The sequence below is a fragment of the Lysobacterales bacterium genome (genome assembly GCA_016703225.1).
GTDB lineage: Bacteria > Pseudomonadota > Gammaproteobacteria > Xanthomonadales > Ahniellaceae > JADKHK01.
On the sequence record JADJCM010000001.1, the window covers coordinates 691523 to 711334 of the forward strand.

Annotated in this window: 25 protein-coding genes; 20 read left to right on the forward strand and 5 right to left on the reverse strand. The window is 64.9% G+C overall.

The window, feature by feature from the left end; all coding sequences use genetic code 11:
* Positions 1 to 159 precede the first annotated feature (159 nt).
* Positions 160 to 1119 (forward strand): mitochondrial fission ELM1 family protein, encoded by a 960-nt coding sequence (locus IPG63_02955; GenBank protein MBK6726213.1) that lies wholly within the window; start codon positions 160 to 162, stop codon positions 1117 to 1119.
* A 6-nt stretch (positions 1120 to 1125) separates the two neighbouring features.
* Here IPG63_02955 and IPG63_02960 read toward each other — a convergent pair whose 3' ends face one another.
* From IPG63_02960 to IPG63_02970, 3 genes are read right to left on the reverse strand one after another with little or no spacing between them, the layout of a single operon-like run.
* Positions 1126 to 1527 (reverse strand): type II toxin-antitoxin system VapC family toxin, encoded by a 402-nt coding sequence (locus IPG63_02960; protein MBK6726214.1) that lies wholly within the window; start codon positions 1525 to 1527, stop codon positions 1126 to 1128.
* A complete protein-coding gene (locus IPG63_02965; protein MBK6726215.1) occupies positions 1527 to 1781 on the reverse strand; it encodes an AbrB/MazE/SpoVT family DNA-binding domain-containing protein in 255 nt (84 codons plus the stop codon). Before IPG63_02965 ends, IPG63_02960 begins: the two co-directional genes overlap by 1 nt.
* 51 nt (positions 1782 to 1832) lie before the next feature.
* Positions 1833 to 3722: an MFS transporter gene (locus tag IPG63_02970; protein ID MBK6726216.1), complete on the reverse strand. Its 1890-nt coding sequence runs from the start codon at positions 3720 to 3722 to the stop codon at positions 1833 to 1835.
* A 127-nt stretch (positions 3723 to 3849) separates the two neighbouring features.
* On the opposite strand from IPG63_02970, the gene IPG63_02975 reads away from it, so the two are divergent.
* The 19 genes from IPG63_02975 to IPG63_03065 all read left to right on the forward strand — a co-directional run bounded on the left by IPG63_02975 (position 3850) and on the right by IPG63_03065 (position 18028).
* Positions 3850 to 4107, forward strand: a complete 258-nt coding sequence (locus IPG63_02975; GenBank protein ID MBK6726217.1) for a hypothetical protein — start codon at positions 3850 to 3852, stop codon at positions 4105 to 4107.
* A complete protein-coding gene (locus IPG63_02980) occupies positions 4107 to 4529 on the forward strand; it encodes a PIN domain-containing protein (protein MBK6726218.1) in 423 nt (140 codons plus the stop codon). The genes IPG63_02975 and IPG63_02980 overlap by 1 nt, the downstream gene beginning before the upstream one ends.
* Positions 4530 to 4653: 124 nt before the next feature.
* Positions 4654 to 5124 carry a type II 3-dehydroquinate dehydratase gene (aroQ, locus tag IPG63_02985; protein ID MBK6726219.1) on the forward strand — a complete coding sequence of 157 codons (471 nt, stop codon included), beginning with the start codon at positions 4654 to 4656 and terminating at the stop codon, positions 5122 to 5124.
* Positions 5125 to 5158: 34 nt separating this feature from the next.
* Positions 5159 to 5641, forward strand: coding sequence for an acetyl-CoA carboxylase biotin carboxyl carrier protein (locus tag IPG63_02990; GenBank protein MBK6726220.1), 483 nt, complete (start codon positions 5159 to 5161; stop codon positions 5639 to 5641).
* 10 nt (positions 5642 to 5651) lie between these two features.
* Positions 5652 to 7016, forward strand: coding sequence for an acetyl-CoA carboxylase biotin carboxylase subunit (gene accC / locus IPG63_02995; GenBank protein MBK6726221.1), 1365 nt, complete (start codon positions 5652 to 5654; stop codon positions 7014 to 7016).
* A 16-nt stretch (positions 7017 to 7032) separates the two neighbouring features.
* Entirely contained in the window at positions 7033 to 7917 is an 885-nt protein-coding gene (prmA, locus tag IPG63_03000; protein MBK6726222.1) for a 50S ribosomal protein L11 methyltransferase, read from the forward strand.
* An 85-nt stretch (positions 7918 to 8002) separates the two neighbouring features.
* Positions 8003 to 8290 (forward strand): hypothetical protein, encoded by a 288-nt coding sequence (locus IPG63_03005; GenBank protein MBK6726223.1) that lies wholly within the window; start codon positions 8003 to 8005, stop codon positions 8288 to 8290.
* Entirely contained in the window at positions 8287 to 8631 is a 345-nt protein-coding gene (locus IPG63_03010) for a transcriptional regulator (protein ID MBK6726224.1), read from the forward strand. Before IPG63_03005 ends, IPG63_03010 begins: the two co-directional genes overlap by 4 nt.
* Positions 8632 to 8702: 71 nt before the next feature.
* Positions 8703 to 9413 (forward strand): hypothetical protein, encoded by a 711-nt coding sequence (locus IPG63_03015; GenBank protein ID MBK6726225.1) that lies wholly within the window; start codon positions 8703 to 8705, stop codon positions 9411 to 9413.
* A 105-nt stretch (positions 9414 to 9518) separates the two neighbouring features.
* Entirely contained in the window at positions 9519 to 10268 is a 750-nt protein-coding gene (locus IPG63_03020; GenBank protein MBK6726226.1) for a DUF3426 domain-containing protein, read from the forward strand.
* 69 nt (positions 10269 to 10337) lie between these two features.
* Entirely contained in the window at positions 10338 to 11105 is a 768-nt protein-coding gene (locus IPG63_03025; protein MBK6726227.1) for a hypothetical protein, read from the forward strand.
* Positions 11092 to 11589: a polymer-forming cytoskeletal protein gene (locus IPG63_03030; protein ID MBK6726228.1), complete on the forward strand. Its 498-nt coding sequence runs from the start codon at positions 11092 to 11094 to the stop codon at positions 11587 to 11589. Before IPG63_03025 ends, IPG63_03030 begins: the two co-directional genes overlap by 14 nt.
* A gap of 28 nt (positions 11590 to 11617) precedes the next feature.
* A complete protein-coding gene (erpA, locus tag IPG63_03035) occupies positions 11618 to 11986 on the forward strand; it encodes an iron-sulfur cluster insertion protein ErpA (GenBank protein MBK6726229.1) in 369 nt (122 codons plus the stop codon).
* A gap of 8 nt (positions 11987 to 11994) precedes the next feature.
* Complete coding sequence (gene nudC, locus IPG63_03040) at positions 11995 to 12876, forward strand: NAD(+) diphosphatase (protein MBK6726230.1); 882 nt, start codon at positions 11995 to 11997, stop codon at positions 12874 to 12876.
* A 45-nt stretch (positions 12877 to 12921) separates the two neighbouring features.
* Positions 12922 to 13674, forward strand: a complete 753-nt coding sequence (gene ubiE, locus IPG63_03045; GenBank protein ID MBK6726231.1) for a bifunctional demethylmenaquinone methyltransferase/2-methoxy-6-polyprenyl-1,4-benzoquinol methylase UbiE — start codon at positions 12922 to 12924, stop codon at positions 13672 to 13674.
* A gap of 93 nt (positions 13675 to 13767) precedes the next feature.
* The gene (locus tag IPG63_03050; protein MBK6726232.1) at positions 13768 to 14538 is read left to right on the forward strand and encodes a hypothetical protein; all 771 of its coding nucleotides are present in this window, start codon (positions 13768 to 13770) and stop codon (positions 14536 to 14538) included.
* Positions 14535 to 15077: a type II toxin-antitoxin system VapC family toxin gene (locus IPG63_03055; GenBank protein ID MBK6726233.1), complete on the forward strand. Its 543-nt coding sequence runs from the start codon at positions 14535 to 14537 to the stop codon at positions 15075 to 15077. The genes IPG63_03050 and IPG63_03055 overlap by 4 nt, the downstream gene beginning before the upstream one ends.
* A gap of 128 nt (positions 15078 to 15205) precedes the next feature.
* Complete coding sequence (locus IPG63_03060; GenBank protein ID MBK6726234.1) at positions 15206 to 17065, forward strand: M1 family metallopeptidase; 1860 nt, start codon at positions 15206 to 15208, stop codon at positions 17063 to 17065.
* A 3-nt stretch (positions 17066 to 17068) separates the two neighbouring features.
* Positions 17069 to 18028 (forward strand): alpha/beta fold hydrolase, encoded by a 960-nt coding sequence (locus IPG63_03065; GenBank protein ID MBK6726235.1) that lies wholly within the window; start codon positions 17069 to 17071, stop codon positions 18026 to 18028.
* A 270-nt stretch (positions 18029 to 18298) separates the two neighbouring features.
* Here the strand turns inward: IPG63_03065 and IPG63_03070 are convergent, their stop codons facing one another.
* Complete coding sequence (locus IPG63_03070) at positions 18299 to 19054, reverse strand: NrdJb (protein MBK6726236.1); 756 nt, start codon at positions 19052 to 19054, stop codon at positions 18299 to 18301.
* A gap of 293 nt (positions 19055 to 19347) precedes the next feature.
* Positions 19348 to 19776 (reverse strand): hypothetical protein, encoded by a 429-nt coding sequence (locus tag IPG63_03075; GenBank protein ID MBK6726237.1) that lies wholly within the window; start codon positions 19774 to 19776, stop codon positions 19348 to 19350.
* Positions 19777 to 19812: the final 36 nt, after the last annotated feature.

Sequence of the window (19812 nt, forward strand, 5' to 3'; positions counted from 1 at the left end):
CGGCGAGCGCATCGGTCGTCCGCGCCCGGTTTCCATCAGAAGTTGCGCCGAGCCTAGCAACAGTGTGTCTGATTGCAACGTCGGCCGCGGTGTTCACGGCCGCGCACGCGCCATCGCAAGCGGCTGACCCGCCCCGGGCGCACTGCTAGGCTCAGCCCGATGCCCGCACACCGTTTTGCCTCCGTCCTCGCCATCAGCGACCACGCCGCCGGCAACCGCCGTCAGGCGACTGCGCTGGCGCAGGCGCTGCGCGACGACGCACGCCCGGTCGAGATCGCGTTCCCGCACTTTTCGCGCTGGCTGGCGCCACATCTGCCCGAACGCGCGATCGGCACGCTGCCGGCAGCGGTGCGCGACGCATCGGGCCCACTGCTCGCAATCGGCTGCGGACGCCAGGCGGCGCTGGCACTGCGCGCGTTGAAACGCGCACGCGGGCGCGAGGTGTTCACGCTGCAAATCCTCGACCCGCGCTGCAAGCTCGACGACTTCGACCTGCTGGTGGTGCCCGAGCACGACGACCTCGGCGGCCCCAAGGTGCTGCGCACGCTCGGCGCCCTGCATCCGGTCGACGAACCCTGGCTGGCGCGTGCGCGCCAGGATTTTCGCGACTTCGCCGAACTGCCGAGGCCCTGGACCAGCGTACTGATCGGCGGCCCCAACCGTGCGCAGTCGATTGACGCGCATTGGCTCGGCCGCTTGTTCGACCAACTCGCCGCACAGCGCCGCGAGATCGGCACGCTCGCGGTCAGCGCCTCGCGGCGCACGCCAACGAAACTGCGTGAACTGATCCGCAGCCACGCGCTGAAACTCGGCGCCCGCATCTGGCTCGACGAACGCGACGGCGCCAATCCCTACGCCGCGATGCTCGCCTTCGCCGACCGCATCGTGGTCTCGCCGGACTCGGTCAACATGATCTCGGAAGCCTGCGCCGTCGGTGTCCCGGTGCACACGCTGCTGACGCAACCGCTCAAGGGCAAGCTGCAGCGCTTCCACGCCGCACTGCGCCAGCGCGGCCTGCTGCACGACCTCGCCGCCTGCAGCTGGCCGCGCCCGCCGCTGCGCGAACTGCCCGCCATCGTCGACGAAGTGCGCGCGCGGCTGACGTTTACGCTGACTTGACCGCAGCTAGATGCACCAGTCTTCCAGCCGCAGGTTCGGCACCTGACGGAACGCCGCATCATTGCTGACCAGAACACGCTCCAGAGCCAAGGCATGCGCCGCGATCTGCAAGTCGAACGATGCCAGCGACTTGCCGCGCCGCTCCAGATCAGCGCGCAGCTCGCCGAATCGTCGGGCAGCCGCATGATCGAACGCGACCACATCCACGCGCTCCAGAAATGCCTCGACGACCACCGACCAGCGAGTGGTCACCGCGCGCTTGGCCAGCCCGTACCAAAGCTCTCCCGCCGTCACCGACGAAATCACCATGGCGTGGGTTGGCACTCTCGCGACCCGACGCATGACCAAGGGCTCCTCACGCAGCAACTTGCTGACGGTATTGGTGTCGAGCAGGAAGCGACCCACCATCACAGGTCAGCCAATGGATCGCGCGGAACCTCCGGCAGGTAGCGCTCCTCCGGGCTCAGGAAGTCCGCCGGAAAATTCGCTCCTTTCAGTACTTCGAAGAACTTGGACCAGTCGCTCGGACGCTGCGACAAAATTACGTCTCCGGTTTGCGGATCACGCCGCACATAAACCTCGCTGCCCTCGAAACGAAACTCCTTGGGCAGGCGCACGGCCTGGCTGCGGCCATTGCTGAACAACTTCGCGGTCTGGCTCATGGCGCTTCTCCATTTCGGTATCGACCACGATATATACCCGCAGTCCGCCGTTCAAGCCCAGTCCCCGCGCATCTCGCGTACCTTCGCTTCGAGTGCGGCGGCACTGGCTTGTGCGGGCGGCACCGGGTCGGCGACGACCAGCGCGATGCGCGACCAGAATCGGCGCGGCAAGCGCGCGCGACCCAGCGCGGAGTCCTTGCGCGAGAACAGCGAACCCCACAGGCCGCGCAACGCGATCGGCACCACCGGCACCGGGCGCGCGGCCAGGATGCGCTCGATGCCCGGTCGGAACGGCAGGATGTCGCCGGTGCGGGTGATCGCGCCCTCGGGGAAGATGCCGACCACCTCGCCCTCCGCCAGCGCCCGATCGACGTCGGCATAGGCGCGTTCAAGCAGGGCCGGATCAACCTTTGCGGAAGCGATCGGAATCGCCTTGGCGGTGCGGAAGATGAAGCTCAACACCGGGATCTTGAAGATGCCGTGGTCCATCACGAAGCGGATCGGGCGACGCACGCTGCCGCCGATGATCAGCGCGTCGACGAAACTGACGTGATTGGCGACGACCAAGCACGGACCCTCGTCCGGCACCTTGTCGAGCCCCTCCACCTTCAGCCGATACAGCGTGTTGATGATGATCCAGATCAGGAACCGCATCAGGAACTCGGGCACCAGGGTGAAGATGTAGATCGCAACGATCGCGTTCAGCACCGCGGTCGCGAGCAGCAATTGCGGAATCGAGAACTTGAACACGTTCAGCAGCAGCACCGCGACCGCCGCCGCGATGACCATGAACAGGGCGTTGAGGATGTTGTTCGCGGCGATGATGCGCGAGCGTCGCTTCGGGTCGGAACGGCTTTGCACCAGCGCGAACAGCGGCACGATGAAGAAACCGCTGAACACCGCCATCGCGACCAGGTCGCCGAGCACCCGCCAAGCCCCCGGCTGCACCAGAAACTCGCGGATGGCGAGGTGTTGTTCGCCGGCCGGGTTCGGCCAGGCGAAGAACAGGTCGGCGCCGAACACGGTCATGCCGATCGCGCCGAACGGCACCAACCCGATCTCGACCTTGTGCCCGGACAGGCGCTCGCACAGCATCGAACCAAGGCCGATGCCGATCGAAAACAGCGCCAGCAACATCGTGTACACGCCCGGGTCGCCGCCCAGCACCTGCTTGGTGTAGCTCGGCAACTGGGTGAAATACATCGAACCGAAGAACCAGAACCAGGAAATGCCGAGGCAGGACAGCAGCACCGCACGGTTGCCGCGCAGCAGCTGCACGTTGCGCCAGGTCTCGCTGAACGGGTTCCAGTTGATCTTCAAATCGGGGTCGACCGGCGCCGCTTTCGGCATGGCCAACGCGGTGCCAAGACCGAGCAGCGCCAGCCCGATCGTTGCGGCGGACACCCAGAAGTGGCCATCGCCCTCGATGCGGATCAGGCTCGAACCCAGCAGGGTGCCGAGCAGGATCGCCAGGAACGTCGCCATCTCGATCAGGCCGTTGCCGCCGACCAGCTCCTTGTTGTCGAGCACCTGCGGCAGGATGCCGTACTTGAGCGGCCCGAACAGGGTCGAGTGCAGACCCATCAGGAACAGCGTGGCCAACAGCAGCGGGATGTTCGACTGCGTGAACCCGATCGCCGCCACGACCATGATCGCGATCTCAAGCAGCTTCACCGCCTGCGCCAACCGCGCCTTGTCGTACTTGTCGGCCAGTTGCCCGGAAGTCGCCGAGAACAGGAAGAACGGCAGGATGAACAGGCCCGCAGCCAAGTTGGTGTACTGGTGCTCCTGTGCCTCGGTCAGGCCGACGGTCAGGAAGGTGATCAGGATGATCAGCGCGTTCTTGAAGACGTTGTCATTGAACGCACCCAGCGCCTGGGTCAGGAAGAACGGCAAAAAGCGGCGTTCCTTCAACAATGCGAACTGGTTTGGCGTGCTCATGCGGGCTCCAGAGGGACGCCGGCGACCTTAGCAAGCGGCGCTTGCCAGGAGCTACGCAGGTAACCGCAGCGGCACGGCGGCGACGCTCCGCGACCCGCAGAGTTTGACGCCGGATTTGCGGCGCATCATGATGCGCGCGCATCAAACGGGGAAACCCATGCGCACGACGATCGACATTCCGGATCAGGCCCACCGACGACTGAAGCAACTGGCGCAGGCCAAGGGCATGAATCTCGGCACGCTGCTGCTGACGCTGAGCGATCAGGCCCTGGGCCTCAACACCGACCCGAAGACCGGGCTCATCCGCAGTCCGATGACCGGCTTTCTGAAGCTCTCGGTCGGCCGCCCGGTGACCCCGGCAGAACTCAAGTCGCTGGAAGAGTGATGTCCGGCTTTCTGCTGGATAACAGCGTTCTGCTGGCACTCGGACTGGACGATCACGTGCACAACGCGGCTGCCGAGCGCTGGGTGGCCACCATCGACGACCGTTTCGCCACCTGTCCGCTGACGCAACTGGGCTTCCTGCGCATCGTCAAGCAACTCCGCCGCGACATCAGCATTCATCAGATCGGTGCAGTGCTGGAAAGCCTGTGCATGGATCGACGGCATTTCTTCGTCCCCGCGGACATCGATGTTCGCGACGCCGACTGGCGCACGACGCTTGGCCACCAGCAGATCACCGACGCCTACCTGGCCGGTCTCGCCCGCCACCACGGGTTGAAGCTGGCAACGCTCGATCAGGGACTGGTCGCCACGCACGACGATGTGGCATTCCTGATCGCCGAAACCGCCGGCGGTTCGGCGTAACCCCTCCATACGCTTCGAACACACGTTTCAAGCGCCGATTTACCGTGAAATGCCGGCGATTCTGCGGCGATCTGGACAGGATAGTGTCGGCGCTGCAGACTACGTTTCTCTGACGGAAGCGCCGGTGGCGAGAATCCTGCTGCTCAATGGTCCGAACCTGAACCTGCTCGGCGAGCGCGAGCCGGGGGTGTATGGCCATGGGACGCTGACGGCGATCGAGCAGGCCGCGCGCGCGCAGGCAACAGCGAACGGGCACGCGTGCGACACCTTGCAGTCGAACAGCGAACTGGCCTGGATCGAACGCCTGCACAGCGCGAGAACGGACGGAACAGCGTTCATCATCGCCAATCCGGGCGCGTTCACGCACCAGAGCGTCGCCATCCGCGACGCGCTGGCCGCCGCCGGCCTGCCCTTCATCGAGGTGCATCTGTCGAATGTCCACGCGCGCGAGCCATTCCGGCATCGCTCGCTGTTTTCCGACCGCGCGGTCGGGGTGATCGCCGGCCTCGGGCCGGACGGTTACGAGTACGCCATGAACGCCGCCATCCGCCACCTCGCACAGGAGAAGGTCGATGGCATCCAGACGGGGATCTGAGCTTGAGGCTCGGACGCAAAAGGGGAAGAAGACGATGGACCTGCGCAAGATCAAGAAGCTGATCGACCTGCTCGAAGCCAGCAATCTGAGCGAACTGGAGATCAAGGAAGGCGAGGAAGTGGTGCGTCTCGCGCGCATGCCCAAGCAGATGCCGATGATGATGCCGGCACCGGCTGCCGCGGCGCCGGTCACCCACGTCCACGTCGAGCAGCGCCCGAGCGCCGGTGGCCAGCATCACGCGCATGTCGATGGCGCCCACGGCGGTGGCCGCGAGTTGCCCGACGGCCACGTCATCCGCGCACCGATGGTCGGCACCTTCTACGGCTCGCCGAATCCGGACGCGCCTGCGTTCGTGAAAGTCGGCCAACAGGTCAAGGCCGGCGACGTGCTCGGCATCATCGAAGCGATGAAGATGTTCAACCAGATCGAGGCCGACATCTCCGGCACGGTCACGGCCATCCTCACGACCAGCGGCCAGCCGGTCGAATTCGACGAACCCATGTTCGTGATTGGCTGAGCGCGCCCAGATGCTCGACAAAGTCGTCATCGCCAACCGCGGCGAAATCGCGCTCCGGGTGCTGCGCGCCTGCCATGCGCTCGGGATCAAGACGGTGGCGGTGCATTCCACCGTCGACCGCAACCTCAAGCACGTCGGCATGGCCGACGAGTCGGTCTGCATCGGCCCGGCACCGGCGTCCGACAGTTACCTGAACATTCCGCGCATCATCGCCGCCGCCGAAGTGACCGACGCCGAGGCGATCCATCCCGGCTACGGCTTCCTCAGCGAAAACGCCGACTTCGCCGAACGCGTCGAGAAGTCCGGCTTCGTCTTCATCGGCCCGACCGCGGACGTGATCCGCCTGATGGGCGACAAGGTCGAAGCGATTCGCGCAATGAAGGCGGCCGGCGTGCCCTGCGTGCCCGGCTCCGGGGGACCGCTCGGCGAAGACCCGGACGAGAACTCGCGCATCGCCCGCGACATCGGCTATCCGGTGATCATCAAGGCCGCCGGCGGCGGCGGCGGTCGCGGCATGCGCGTGGTGCACACCGAACCGGCGCTGCACAACGCGATCGCCACCACCAAAGCCGAAGCCAAGGCCGCGTTCGGCAACGACATGGTGTACATGGAGAAGTTCCTCGAGAACCCGCGCCATGTCGAGATCCAGGTGCTCGCCGATGGCCAGGGCAACGCCATCCATCTCGGCGAGCGCGACTGCTCGATGCAGCGCCGCCACCAGAAGGTGGTCGAGGAAGCGCCCGCGCCCGGGATCACGCCGGCGCAGCGCGACGAGATCGGTGCGGTCTGCGTCGAAGCCTGCATCCGCATCGGCTACCGCGGCGCCGGCACCTTCGAGTTCCTGTTCCAGGATGGCCGCTTCTACTTTATCGAGATGAACACGCGCATCCAGGTCGAACACCCGGTCACCGAACTGGTCACCGGCATCGACTTGGTGCGCGAGCAGCTGCTGATCGCCGGCGGCGAGAAGCTGTCGATCCGCCAGAGCGATGTGGTGCTGCGCGGGCACGCGATCGAGTGCCGCATCAACGCCGAGGACCCGGACAACTTCATGCCCTGCCCGGGCATGGTCACGCGCTTCCACGCGCCGGGCGGCCCCGGTGTTCGCGTCGACACCCACATCTATGACGGCTACCGCATCCCGCCGAACTACGACTCGATGATCGGCAAGCTGATCGTGCATGGCACCGACCGCGCCCAGGCGATCTCGCGCATGCGCGTGGCGCTCGCGGAGATGGTCGTGGACGGGATCAAGACCAACATCCCGTTGCAGGGCCGGATCATGGCCGACCGCGGATTTCAGCAGGGCGGCATGAACATCCACTACCTCGAGAAGCGCATCGCCGAACGCAAGGACAAGCCGATCGGCTTGTAGGCGAAGGAGCGTACCCATGGCCTGGCTCGAACTCTCGATCGAAGTCGAACAACGCTCGCTGTCGCGGGTCGAGGCGGCGCTTGAGGATCTGGAAGCGGCGTCGATCACGTTGCTCGATGGCGAGGATCACCCGATCCTGGAACCAGGCCCGGGTGAGACACCGCTGTGGCCGCAGGTGACCGTGCGTGCACTGTTCCCCGACGACATCGATCGCATCGGCCTGTTCGACGCGCTGCAACTGATGGTGCCATGGCTGACACCGGACAAGCTCGCCACACGCGAGGTCGCCGATGCCGACTGGACGCGCGCCTGGATGGACACCTACCAGCCGATGCAGTTCGGGCGCCGCACCTTCATCTACCCGTCCACCATCGAACCACCCGTCGATTCCGACGCGGTGATCGTGCGCCTCGATCCCGGCCTCGCCTTCGGCACCGGCACCCACCCGACCACGGCGCTGTGCCTGGAGTGGCTGGACGGCCTCGACCTGATCGGCAAGACCGTGCTCGATTTCGGCTGCGGTTCCGGCATCCTCGCGATCGCCGCGCTCAAGCTCGGCGCGGCGCGCGCGATCGGCATCGACAACGACCCGCAGGCAATCCTCGCCAGCCGCGACAATGCCGAACGCAATGGCGTCGCCGCGCAACTCGATCTGTACCTGCCCGAGGAAGTTCCGACCGCACTGAGCGCCGATGTCGTCGTCGCCAATATCCTCGCCGGTGCCCTGGTCGCGCTGCAGCCGACCCTCGCCGCGCACTGCCGCAGCGGCACCCCGCTCGTGCTCTCCGGCATCCTCGCCGACCAGGCCGACGAAGTCGCCGCCGCCTACCGCGAAGACTTCGACGCGATCAGCACCACGCAGCAGCAGGACTGGGTCCGCATCGCCGCCATCCGCCGCTGAGCGCGCCCGCTCCGCCCAGAATCGACTGACAGTGGCCTTGGCCCACCATGGCGCCCCTGAGCGATGTATTGCTATGATGCAATACATGGCGAGTCGATCCACCATTCGAGCCAAGGAAGTTCGTGACGACGGCAGCATCGTCGAACTTGTGGTGTGGGAACTGGATACGCCCGTGCCACCGTGCGTTCACCGGTACAAGTACCGCTTGTTTTTCGGGACTGCGGGCGCGTGCCGGGTTCGCTACGACAACGAGCGCGACAAGGGCGATCATCGGCATATCGACGGCTGCGAGCAGCCCTATGTCTTCGTTTCGGTCGCGCAGTTGCTAGCGGATTTCCGTCGCGATGTCGAAACCCGGGAGAACGAGCAATGAAAGCAATCATCGACCTCGCCCGCCGCGGCAACGTGTTCGACACCGCCGCTGCGCAACTTGGCCGCAGCGGCGAAGCAGACTATCGGCTGCATTTCGAATCCGCGCGCACGCTTTTCTCGGAACTCACTCCGGCGCGAATCGAACTGCTGGAAACGCTGCGGCGCCGGGGCGTGTGCAGCGTCTATGCGCTGGCGAAGGCGGCGGAACGCAACTACTCCAATGTCCACGCCGACATCGCCGCACTCGAAGCACTTGGCCTCGTCGAACGCGACGACGCCGGCACCGTGCGCGTGCCCTTCGATGCCGTGGAAATCCATCTCGACCTGGCGCACGTCGCATGATCGCCGCCATCCGCCGCTGAGCGCGCTGCGGCATGATCGAGGGACGCGTCTTGCGCAGGGATCGACTCCAGATGAACGACAAACCGATTGATCAGTGGCAACGAGATGCACAAAGGCATGTTGCTGCACTTGAACTAGCACTCTCCAAGTTCAAAGGACACACCGGTGCCATTGCTTGGGAGAACGAAGTCATGATTGCCCCCAGAATTGTCGCCGCCCTCTGTGCCCTGCTTTTGTGCGGAGCAGTCTCAGCATCCAGCCCCGTGGTTCGGGATGCCAATGGCCGTGTTCTCGGGTACTACACAGGCGTCGCCTACATCAGCACGATGTCTAACTCCGGGTATCTGATAGTTTCACCGACCGGGTACGTCTGGGCGATCGATGACGTTGACAGCTCATTCGCTCGCCATCACGTGAGCAACAGCAACCGGTCACTGGATGAGTTCGTCCACTTCACGACCACCGACTGTAGTGGACAAGGCTATGTGACCCACGGAGCGGGCGCGCCAATCTCGGGCGGTTTTGTGGTTCAGATGGATGATGACCAGATCTACTTCGCTACGAAATCTGTTTCGACGGAGCAGATTTCCGCTCGTTCTCGAAGGACTCAGCGCGGCATTTGTCAGAATTTCCCAGCACAGTCGTATTCCGGCGTGCGAGTCGAACCGAATGATCCCGACGTAACAGGGGTGCCGGGTGACATTCCTATCGGCCAGCCCGAAATCGCCATCACGACTGTTGGAGCCAGTCTGTTCTCTGACGGGTTCGAGTTACCTGCCTGATAGACACAGGGATCTGATTCTCGGCGCCGAGGCCGAAGATATCAAAGGTGCTTGTGCATCCGCTGCGGCATAATCGCGGCGATGTATACCCAGTGCCTCGAGTGCATGACGATCTACCGGATTCCGGCTTCGGCGCTGACGCATGCGCACGGGCGGGCGCGCTGCGGGGTGTGTCGTGCCGAGTTCGATACGTTGGCCACACTCGTCGACCAGTTGCCGCCGGAGCCGGTCGGGCAACTCGAGCGCCACCACCCTGGACCACTGCCGATCCTCGACGTGCCGGCGATGCGCCCGAAGGCCGGCCAGCATGATCTGTTCGCAATCGATGCGGACAACGACGAACCGGCACCGGCGCCCGCTTTCGTGCATGCGCCCGCACCGCGGCCGCGCAGCAGCCGAATACTGCGCTACGGCAACGTCGTGCTGCTGCTCGCACTTCTCGCACAAGGCACTTACGCTGGGCGCGGCTGGTGGCTCGCCGAACCCCGGCTGCGACCGTGGCTGGATGCCGCGTGTCTGCGCCTGAACTGCCGGCTGCCGCCACGCGCAGACATCGGCCAGATTGCGCTGGTCTCGCGCGATGTGCGGCCGCATCCGAGCCAGTCCGGGGCGCTGATCATCTCGGCCACGCTGCTCAATCGCGCACCCTTCACGCAACCGTATCCGATCGTCGAAATCACCCTGTCCGATCTCGACGAGCAGCGCATCGCGATGCGCCGACTGGCGCCGCAGGATTATCTGGTCGACGCGCGTGCGCTGGCGCGCGGGCTGCAACCAGAGGCGACCGCCACGATCGATCTCGAAGTGGTCGATCCGGGTCGCAATGCGGTCGCGTTCGAGTTCAAATTCCGTTAATCGTTACTTGTTTCCTTGCCGGCGCCGAACGGCGCCGGCTATAAGACGCGTTCGCCGCCGTGGCCACGCATGCGCAATCCGTTCAAGACCCACTCCAGCTCGACGCGCTTGATCGTGCAGGCGCACGACCCGGCGCGTGCGCGACGCTTGTGGATCGCACTCGTGCTGGCCTGGGTCGCCAGCCTGACGGTGGTCTGGCTGGTCGCGTCCTATCGCGCCGCTCCCGGGCTGCTCGCCATGCAGCAACGACTGGGCCAGGCCGAGGCCAGCCTGAATGCGCTGCACGATGAGTTGGAGCAGTCCAAGCTCAAGCTCAGCGTCAGCGAACGCTCCGACCAGGTCTCGCGCAGCGCCAACGAGGCGCTGCAGCAGTCGCTGACCTCACGCGAAGCCGAAATCGCCTCGCTGCGCGCAGACATCGCTTTCTATCAGCGGCTGATGGGCGGCAAGACGCCGCGCCAAGGCCTCACCGTGCAGCAACTCGCGCTGCGCCGCATCGGTGCCGGCGGTGGCCACGAATTGCGCGCGACGCTGACGCAGAACCTGCGCAAGGGCGAAGTGACCGAAGGCTCTGCGCAGATCCGCATCGAGGGCATGCAGGAACAGATGCTGCGCACGCTCGCCTGGGCCGACGTGGCGCAACGCAAGCCGGAAGCCGACCCGCAGTTCTCGTTCAAGTACTTCCAGGAACTCGACATGAGCTTCGTGCTGCCGGAAGGATTCATCCCCAATCGCATCGTGCTCGTGGTGAAATCCGCGCAGGGCGACCAACTCGAGCGCAGCTTCCCCTGGGACCAGGCACTCGCCACCGGAGCAGATGAACATGTTTGGAAGTAACAAGAATGCGAACCGCCCGACGATGTCGATCGATACGCTGATCGGCGCCAAGACCCGGATCAAGGGCGACATCAGTTTTTCCGGCGGCTTCCGCGTCGACGGCCACGTCGTCGGCACCGTCATTTCCGACGGCGCACCCGACGCCGTGCTGACCATTTCCGACCAGGGCTCGGTCGAAGGCGAAGTGCGCGCACCCCACGTCATCATCAACGGCGTGATGAAGGGCGATGTCATCGCCAGCGAACGCGTGGAACTGGCGGCGCAGGCACGCGTGCATGGCAACGTCCACTACAAGGTGCTGGAAATGGCCGCCGGCGCGCAGATCACCGGTCGCGTCGTGCGCGAAGACGAGCCACGCAAGCAGTTGCCCAGGCCCGAAGCCGTCAAGCCGGAAGCGGCGAAGGCGACGAGCGACGCCGAGTTCGCGCTCGAGGCCAAGGTCGAACCCAAGGACAAGTCCAAGCTCGATGCCAAGCGCGTCTGACGCGCCGCCGCCGACGGAAGCACTCGCCATGAACACAACCGCCACTCCCAGCTATCACGACAACGCCGGCGCCGCGCTGCATTTCTCCGAGGCCGCAGCGCGCAAGGTGCGCGAGCTGATCGAAGAGGAGCACAACCCGGCGCTGAAGCTGCGCGTCTACATCCAGGGCGGCGGCTGCTCCGGTTTCCAGTACGCATTCAGCTTCGAGGAAACGCCCGAGGAAGATGATCTGGCGATCGAGCGCGATGGCGTCACCCTGCTCTGCGATCCGCTCAGCCTGCAGTATCTCGGCGGCGCCGAGATCGACTACAGCGAAAACCTGCAGGGCGCGCAATTCGTGATCCGCAATCCGAATGCGAAGACGACCTGCGGCTGCGGCTCGTCGTTCACGGTCTGAGCACGGGCATGGACTTCGCGTTTGTCGCCGGAGCCCTCGACCGCCTCGGCGAATCGCGCGAAGACGCCGGGTGGCTGCGGGCGCGCTTCGACGACGACCTCGCGCAGGTGATCGTGCTGCGCGGCAGTCGCGAGGTGCTGCTCGCGCCACCCGAACCCAGACTGCTCAGCATCCCACTGCCACTGCTGCGCGAGCGCTTCGACTTCGACCGCTTCCTGTTCCTGGGCGAGCAAGACGCGCGCACGCTGTTTGCACTGACCTTGCGCGACGACGAGCACACCGAGTTCGTCGCCATCCACAGCGCCGTGGCCGCCGAACTGCGCGCCGCCGCAGCCAACCTGCCGCCCCAGGAAGCCGGGCTGGCCGCGTTCGCGAGTTCGCTCGCCTATTGGCAGTCGCGCTCGCGCCACTGCGGCGTCTGCGGCGCACACACGCTGTTCAGCGCCGGCGGCCATCGCGCACTGTGCAGCAACGCGGCCTGCGGCGCTGCCTTCTTCCCGCGCACCGACCCCTGCGTGATCATGCTCGTGCACGATGGCGAACGCGCCCTGCTCGGCCGCCAGGCATCGTGGCCGGAAGGCCGCTACTCGACCCTCGCCGGATTCGTCGAGCCCGGTGAAACCCTGGAGGATGCGGTGCGTCGCGAGACTTTCGAGGAGTCCGGCGTGCGTGTTGGCGATTGTCGCTACATCGGCTCGCAGCCGTGGCCGTTCCCGGCCTCGCTGATGCTCGGCTTCATCGCGCAGGCGACTTCGCAGGACATCCGCATCGGTAGCGAAATGGCCGACGTGCGCTGGTTCACACGCACCGAACTCGCCAGCGGCGCGGTCAAGCTGTCGCCGCGCTTCTCGATCTCGCGCCATCTGATCGACTCCTGGATCGGCACCTGAAGCGGCCGCGCGCTCGGCTAGAATCGCGCCCGAGGTGATACCGCAATGACCGATACACGGGGAAAAATCGACTTCGGCTACCGCGAGGTCGACTGGCACGAGAAGCAGAAGCTGGTCGGCCGCGTGTTCACGTCGGTCGCGGACAAGTACGACCTGATGAACGACCTGATGTCGTTCGGCATCCACCGACTGTGGAAGCGCCACTTCGTCGCCACCAGCGGCGTGCGCCGCGGCGCGCGAGTGCTTGACCTGGCCGGCGGCACCGGCGACGTCGCCGCCCTGCTGGCCGAGCGCGTCGGCGCCGAAGGCGAGATCGTGCTCGGCGACATCAACGCCGAGATGCTCGGTGTCGGCCGCGACCGCATGACCGACCGCGGCCTCGTCGGCAACCTGCGCTACGTGCGGCTGAACGCCGAAGCGCTGCCGTTCCCGGACGGCCATTTCGACGCAGTCACCATTGCCTTCGGCCTGCGCAACGTCACCGACAAACCGGCCGCGCTGCGCGAAATGTGCCGCGTGCTCAAGCCGGGCGGCAAGGCCATGGTGCTCGAGTTTTCAGAGGTCAGCGACCCGCTGCTACGTCCGTTGTACGACCTGCACAGCTTCGAGGTGCTGCCGCGTCTCGGCCAACTGATCGCCAACGATGCCGACAGCTACCAATACCTCGCCGAGTCGATCCGCAAGCACCCGAACCAGGAAACCCTCAAGCAGATGATGCGCGAGGCCGGCTTCGACCGTGCCGAGTACCGCAACCTCAACGCCGGCATCGTCGCGATTCATAGCGGTTGGCGGGCCTAATGCTCCGCTCGAGAAGGCGTCCTGGCTTCGTCCGGCAGACTTCCAATCTGGCGCGTCTCAACCCGTGCGCCGATCAGCGATAGAATCGACAGCATGCAGACCATAAACACCATTCGGTTCGCTCTAAGAGACCGCATCGACGATGTCGAGGTGGGGCCAGCGCGTATACCGCTGGCGTTGCTCGGCCAGTTTCAAAGCGAAGTTGCCGACTTTCTTCGTGGATCGACGAAGGACGTCGATCCCGCCGAGGTCATGGTGTCGATCGAAGAAGGTTCGCTAGCGATCATTGCCAGCGGCCTACTGTCTGCTTCGAGACTTTGGTCAGACCTCGCGCTGCTCCACAATCCGTTGGCGCTGGGTCTCATCGACCCCAAGCGTGCGATGATCGTGGAAGGCTGGCAAAGGGCTGCGCGCAAGAATCCCCATCGCATTTACTCGCTGAATGATCTTGGCGGAGGCCTTGGCTTACGCATAGACGCAGGAACTGATTTCCGGAACCAGGTAGACGCGATGTGGATTCCGGTGGAGAAGTATCTCCAAGGTCAAGTTACTGACTTAGGGGGCACAACCAAGGCTAACGTACATCTCAGGCTTCTCAGCGGCAGGGTAGTGACGATCGCAGCCAGTCAGGAACTACTCGCGGCGGAAGAGAAGAACCGCCTATACAAGGCTGTTCTGCTACATGTTGGCGCGGAGGAAAATTTGAGGACCGGCGAGCTTCGTCATCTGCGCCTCCTGTCGTTTCAAAGCGAACCCGTCGGGTGGAACGAAGCAGAGTTCAATGCCATGGTCGAAAAGGGCACCAAAGCTTGGTCCGATGTCCCGTCAACTTGGCTGGAAGATCTTCGGAGCGCCAACGGGTGAGCGCCTCGGTACTACTGGATACGAGCTTTCTGATTTCGCTCGTCCAATCGGATCGACCGAACCACCTGACCGCGAAGCAGTACTATCGCCACCTGCTCGAAAAGAACATTCCAATGTATCTCTCGGCCATTGTGGCCTCCGAGTTCGGCATCAAGCAGCCGATATCCGATCTTCCGCTAGGCAATTTCAGGAGTCTCCACTTCAACATCGTTCATGGACAGAAGGCGGCTGAGGTCTGGAATGCTCTTGGCGTACGAGACGCTGGAGATACGAGAGCGGCGGTTCGAGATGACGCGAAGCTGATCGCACAAGCCAGCCACGAAGGCATTCACTTCATACTGACGGAAGACGCTTCGTCGCTTCACAAGTACTGCGAGAGGTTGCGCGAAGCCGGCCACATTTCGACTCGCTCCGTTACCCTCAGAGAGGGTTTCCGACCCGAATTTCTTCGTGACGACGGTCAGGTTGACTGGATTGGCGACGTTTCAGGAAAGGCGGAACCTCGAACACCGACTGATACTGACGACGACGGCACCTGATCTAGGCGACGAGCCCTCACGGTGGTTCCTTGCCAGAGAACAGCTGCCGTTCGCACCGTCTCTATCACTTGCACGTCACTCCACTTTCCCCGCGCGCTAGACTCGCCGCCTCTTTCCGGAGGCGGATCATGCGCACCCTGTTTGCCGGCCTGGTGGCCGTTCTTGCGGCCGTCGGGCCGATCACCGTTCGTGGCGAGAACGCGCGCGACGAGCATTCCTACGCGCATCTGGACGAGGTCCGGATCAAGCACGTCTATCTGGATCTCGATGTCTCGTTCGAGCAGCGGCGGCTCGCCGGTTTTGCCGAGATCAGTCTGGACTGGAAGCAGCCGCAGGCGAAGCGGCTCGATCTGGACACCCGCGACCTGAGCATCGAGCGGGTCAGCGCGCAGCGCAGCGATGGCAGCTGGTCGAACGCGCCGTTCTCGCTGGCGAAGCGCGATGCGAAGTTCGGCTCGCACCTGCGCATCCGTCTGAAGGACGCTGCGCCCAAGGTGCGCGTGTACTACCGCACTGCGCCGGGCGCGTCCGGGCTGCAGTGGCTGGAGCCGGCGCAGACACTCGGCAAGCAGACACCCTTCATGTTCTCGCAGGCGCAAGCGATTCACGCGCGCAGCTTCGCGCCGTTGCAAGACACGCCCGCGGTGCGCTTCACCTATCGCGCGCGCGTCACCGCGCCCGAGGGCATCCGCGTCGTGATGAGCGCCGACAACGACCCGGCAGCCGATGGTCGCGGCGGCTTCCGCTTCCACATGCCGCAGCCGATCCCGTCCTACCTGCTCGCGATCGCGGCCGGCGACATCGCCTCGAGGCAGGTCGGTCCGCGCTCCTATGTCTGGACCGAACCCGGCCGGCTGGATGCGGTGGCGAAGGAGTTCGAGGACATCGAGGCGATGATCCTCGCCGCCGAGAAGCTCTACGGTCCGTATCGCTGGGGGCGCTACGACATGCTGGTGCTGCCGCCCTCGTTCCCGTTCGGCGGCATGGAGAATCCGCGCCTGTCGTTCCTGACGCCAACGCTGATCGCCGGCGACAAGTCGCTGGTCAACGTGGTCGCGCATGAACTCGCGCATTCCTGGTCCGGCAATCTCGCCACCAACGGCAGCTGGCGCGACCTGTGGCTCAACGAGAGCTTCACCAGCTACGTCGAGAACCGCATCGTCGAAGCGGTGTTCGGCGTCGATCAGGCGTTGATGGATCAAGTCGTCGGCCAGCAGGAACTGCTCGCCGAGTTGAAGGAGCTGCCGGCACTCGACCAGCACCTGGTGCTGAGCCTCAAGGGCCGCGATCCCGACGATGCCTTCAGCGGCGTGCCCTACCAGAAGGGCGAGTGGATGCTGCGCACGCTGGAGAAGCGCTTCGGCCGCGAGGAGTTCGACGCGGTGGTGCGCGCCTGGTTCGACGAGCACGCGTTCCAGTCGGTCTCGACCGAGGAGTTCCTGGAGTTCTTCGGCACGCGTCTGCTCGATGCCAAGGACGCGCCAGTGCGCCGCGCCGATCTCGACGTGTGGCTGCACCAGCCGGGCGTGCCCAAGCACGCGCTGCTGTCGCACTCGGCCAAGCTCGAAGCCATCGACGGTGCGCTGGCCGACTTCTTGGCCGGCAAGCGCGATGCCGCAACGCTGACCGCGGGCTCTTGGGCCACCGGCGAGTGGGTGCATTTCCTCAACGGCTTCGCCGAGAAGGCCGATGCCGCGAAGATGGCCGCACTCGATTCCAGCTACGGCCTGACGCAGCGCCAGAACCGCGAGATCAGCATGCGCTGGTTCCTCGCCGGCATCCGCGCCGACTACGCACCGATCCGCGATGCGCTGCGCGCGCACCTGATCGAGATCGGCCGACGCAAGCTGATGATGCCGCTGTGGACCGAGCTCGCAAAGACGCCGCAGAACAAGGTCTGGGCGACCGAGGTCTACCGGATCGCGCGCCCGGGTCTGCACCCGATCGCGCAGAACTCGGTCGATGCGGTGCTCGGCTTCAAGCCCTGATCCATGCGCTGGCTGAAGCGACTGCTGATCCTGCTCGCGGCCCTGGCCGCGGCCGCGACCGCGGCGGTGTTCCTGGCACCCGGCCACGTGCTCAATGCCGAATTGGCGCGCAAGCACTGGATGGCCGGCGCCGAGGAGCGATTCATCGAAGTCGATGGCCAACGCTGGCGTTATCTCGAGCGCGGCCCGGCCGACGCCGATGTGGTGGTGCTGTTGCACGGACTGCAGGCCGATTCGAGCACCTGGCTCGACGTGCTCCGGCACGCGCCGGACACGCGCCGTTACCTCGTCCCCGACCTGCCCGGCTTCGGCGGCAGCCCGAACCCGCCCGGGCCGGACTTCCGCGCCGGTGCCCAGGCCGGTCGGCTGCATGCGTGGCTCGATGCCTTGCACGTCGGCCGCATCGACCTGGTCGGTCACTCGATGGGCGGCGACATCGCCGGGCGCTACGCCGCCGCGCACCCGCAACGCGTGCGCACGCTGGCCTTCCTCGACTCCGCCGGCGTTCCGTTCGCGCCGAACGATTTCATGCGCGCGATCCAGGGCGGCGGCAATCCGTACCGGCTCGAAACGAGAGCCGACTTCGACGCCTTCCTCGATATCGTGTTCAAGCACCGCCCGTTCCTGCCGAAACCGGTGCTCGCTGCCTATGCCGATCGCGTGCTCCCGCGCGGCGCCGACTGGGACGAAGCCATGCGCCAGTTGCGCCAGCCCAACGAAGTGTTCGTGCTCGCCGGCCTGCTGCCCACGCTCGACCTGCCGACCCTGGTGCTCTGGTGCCGCGATGACCGCGTGCTCGATGTCAGCTCGGTCGATGCCTTCCGCGCCGGCCTGCCGAACGAGCAAGTCGTGCTGCTCGACGACTGCGGCCACATGCCCCTCATGGAACGCCCCCGCGAAACCGCCACCGCCCTCGCCCAACTGTGGCGGAGCGTGTATGGGTTGCCTCCCGATGAAATTTGAACCGGGTGACTCACCTCACCTGCCAGGCAGTTCCACCCACAGGAGACGCCGCATCGATCCGGCCCACGCACCCATGTGCGCATCATCGAAGCGTATCGGGACGCCGTGCGCGTCAAGCACCGAACGCTTGCGCAGTACGGTCTTGCGTAGAGCTTGATGGAACCGCAAGAACCGGCATGGCCGTACTCACCAAGAACAGCAGCAGAGCAACCAGCAACCCAAGCTCCCGCTCCCTGACGATGGCCGGACAGGATCACCGACGCTGGAGTCTCAACCGCACTTCGAGTAACCGCAGTTCAGGCAGGTCGCGCAGCCGTCCATGATGATGGTGGCCTTGGTGTTGCACTTGTGGCACAGGGTCGCGCTCGGCGGGAACTTCTCGGCGAGATCAGCCGGCACGGTGACCGCATCCGTCGCCGTATCGGATTGCCGCTTCTTCGAACGCGATTCGTAGGCGGAACGCTTGTCGGCGATCAGCTTGCGCGCCTCGACGCTCATCTCCGGATCGTGGATCAGGCCGATCGACTTCAGATGTTCTTCGACCACGCTGCCGATCTCGGCGACGATCGAGGGCATGTACACGCCACCGGCCTTGAAGTAGCCACCGCGCGGATCGAATACCGCCTTCATCTCCTCGACCAGGAAGGTGACATCGCCGCCCTTGCGGAACACCGCGCTCATGATCCGCGTCAACGCCACGATCCACTGGAAGTGATCCATGTTCTTGGAATTGATGAACACCTCGAACGGGCGCCGCAGCTCATGCTCGGTGCCCTGGTTGAGCACGATGTCGTTCAGCGTGACGTACAGCGCATGCTCAAACAACGGCGACTTGACCTTGTAGGTCGAGCCGATCAGCACGTCGGGACGCTCGACCTGTTCGGTCATCTGGATGACGTCGGCGGACTTCGGCAGTGCGATCGTCTCGGCCGGAGTGCTCATGGCAACCGCAGGCACTGCGCGCGCCTTGTCTTCCGGTCGCACCACACTGTAGTCCTTGATCTTCTTCCCGATCTTGATCGCCATCGTTGTTCCCGTCCCGATCCTGCGCGTCGTCGCACAGGGCTTTGTTGTGACTATCGCTGGAGTGTCGCCACGGCGCCGCCGTAGTGGCGCCATGGCAGTGCAGGAGGCTCCTGCGCATGGTCATGCGCAGGAGGATGTCCGAGCCGGCTCTGCGCAAGCGCAGGCGCCGGTGGACGCGCCTCAAACACACGCTGACCCGGCGTGTGCGAGACCTCGGCCCGTCAACGACATCACGTCAAGGAGACGTGCGTCGGGCCGCCAAGACACCGGGCAAGCAGGCTTGCCCGTGTCGCTTACTTCTTTTTCGCTGCCTTCTTGGCGGCCTTCTTCGGGGCGGCCTTCTTGGCGACTTTCTTCACGGCCTTCTTCGCCGCGGGCTTGGCAGCCTTCTTCGGCGCAGCCTTCTTGGCGGCGGGCTTCGCAGCCTTCTTCACGACCTTCTTTCCGGCCTTCTTTGCGGCTGGCTTCGCGGCCTTCTTCGCGGCCTTCTTGGCGGCAGGCTTGGCGGCCTTCTTTGCGGCCTTCTTCGGAGCCGCGGCCTTCTTCGCCTTCGCCACCACCTTCTTCACCGCTTTCTTCGCGGCGCCGGCCTTCTTCACGACCGCCTTCTCCGCCTTCACCACGGCTTTCTTGGCCTTGGCCACGACCTTCTTGGCTCCGGCCATCGCATCGCTGGCCTTCTCGGCCACCGCGGCTTTCACGTCGGCCATGGCATCGGCCACATTGGACATCATCGAATCATTACTCATGGGATAAAC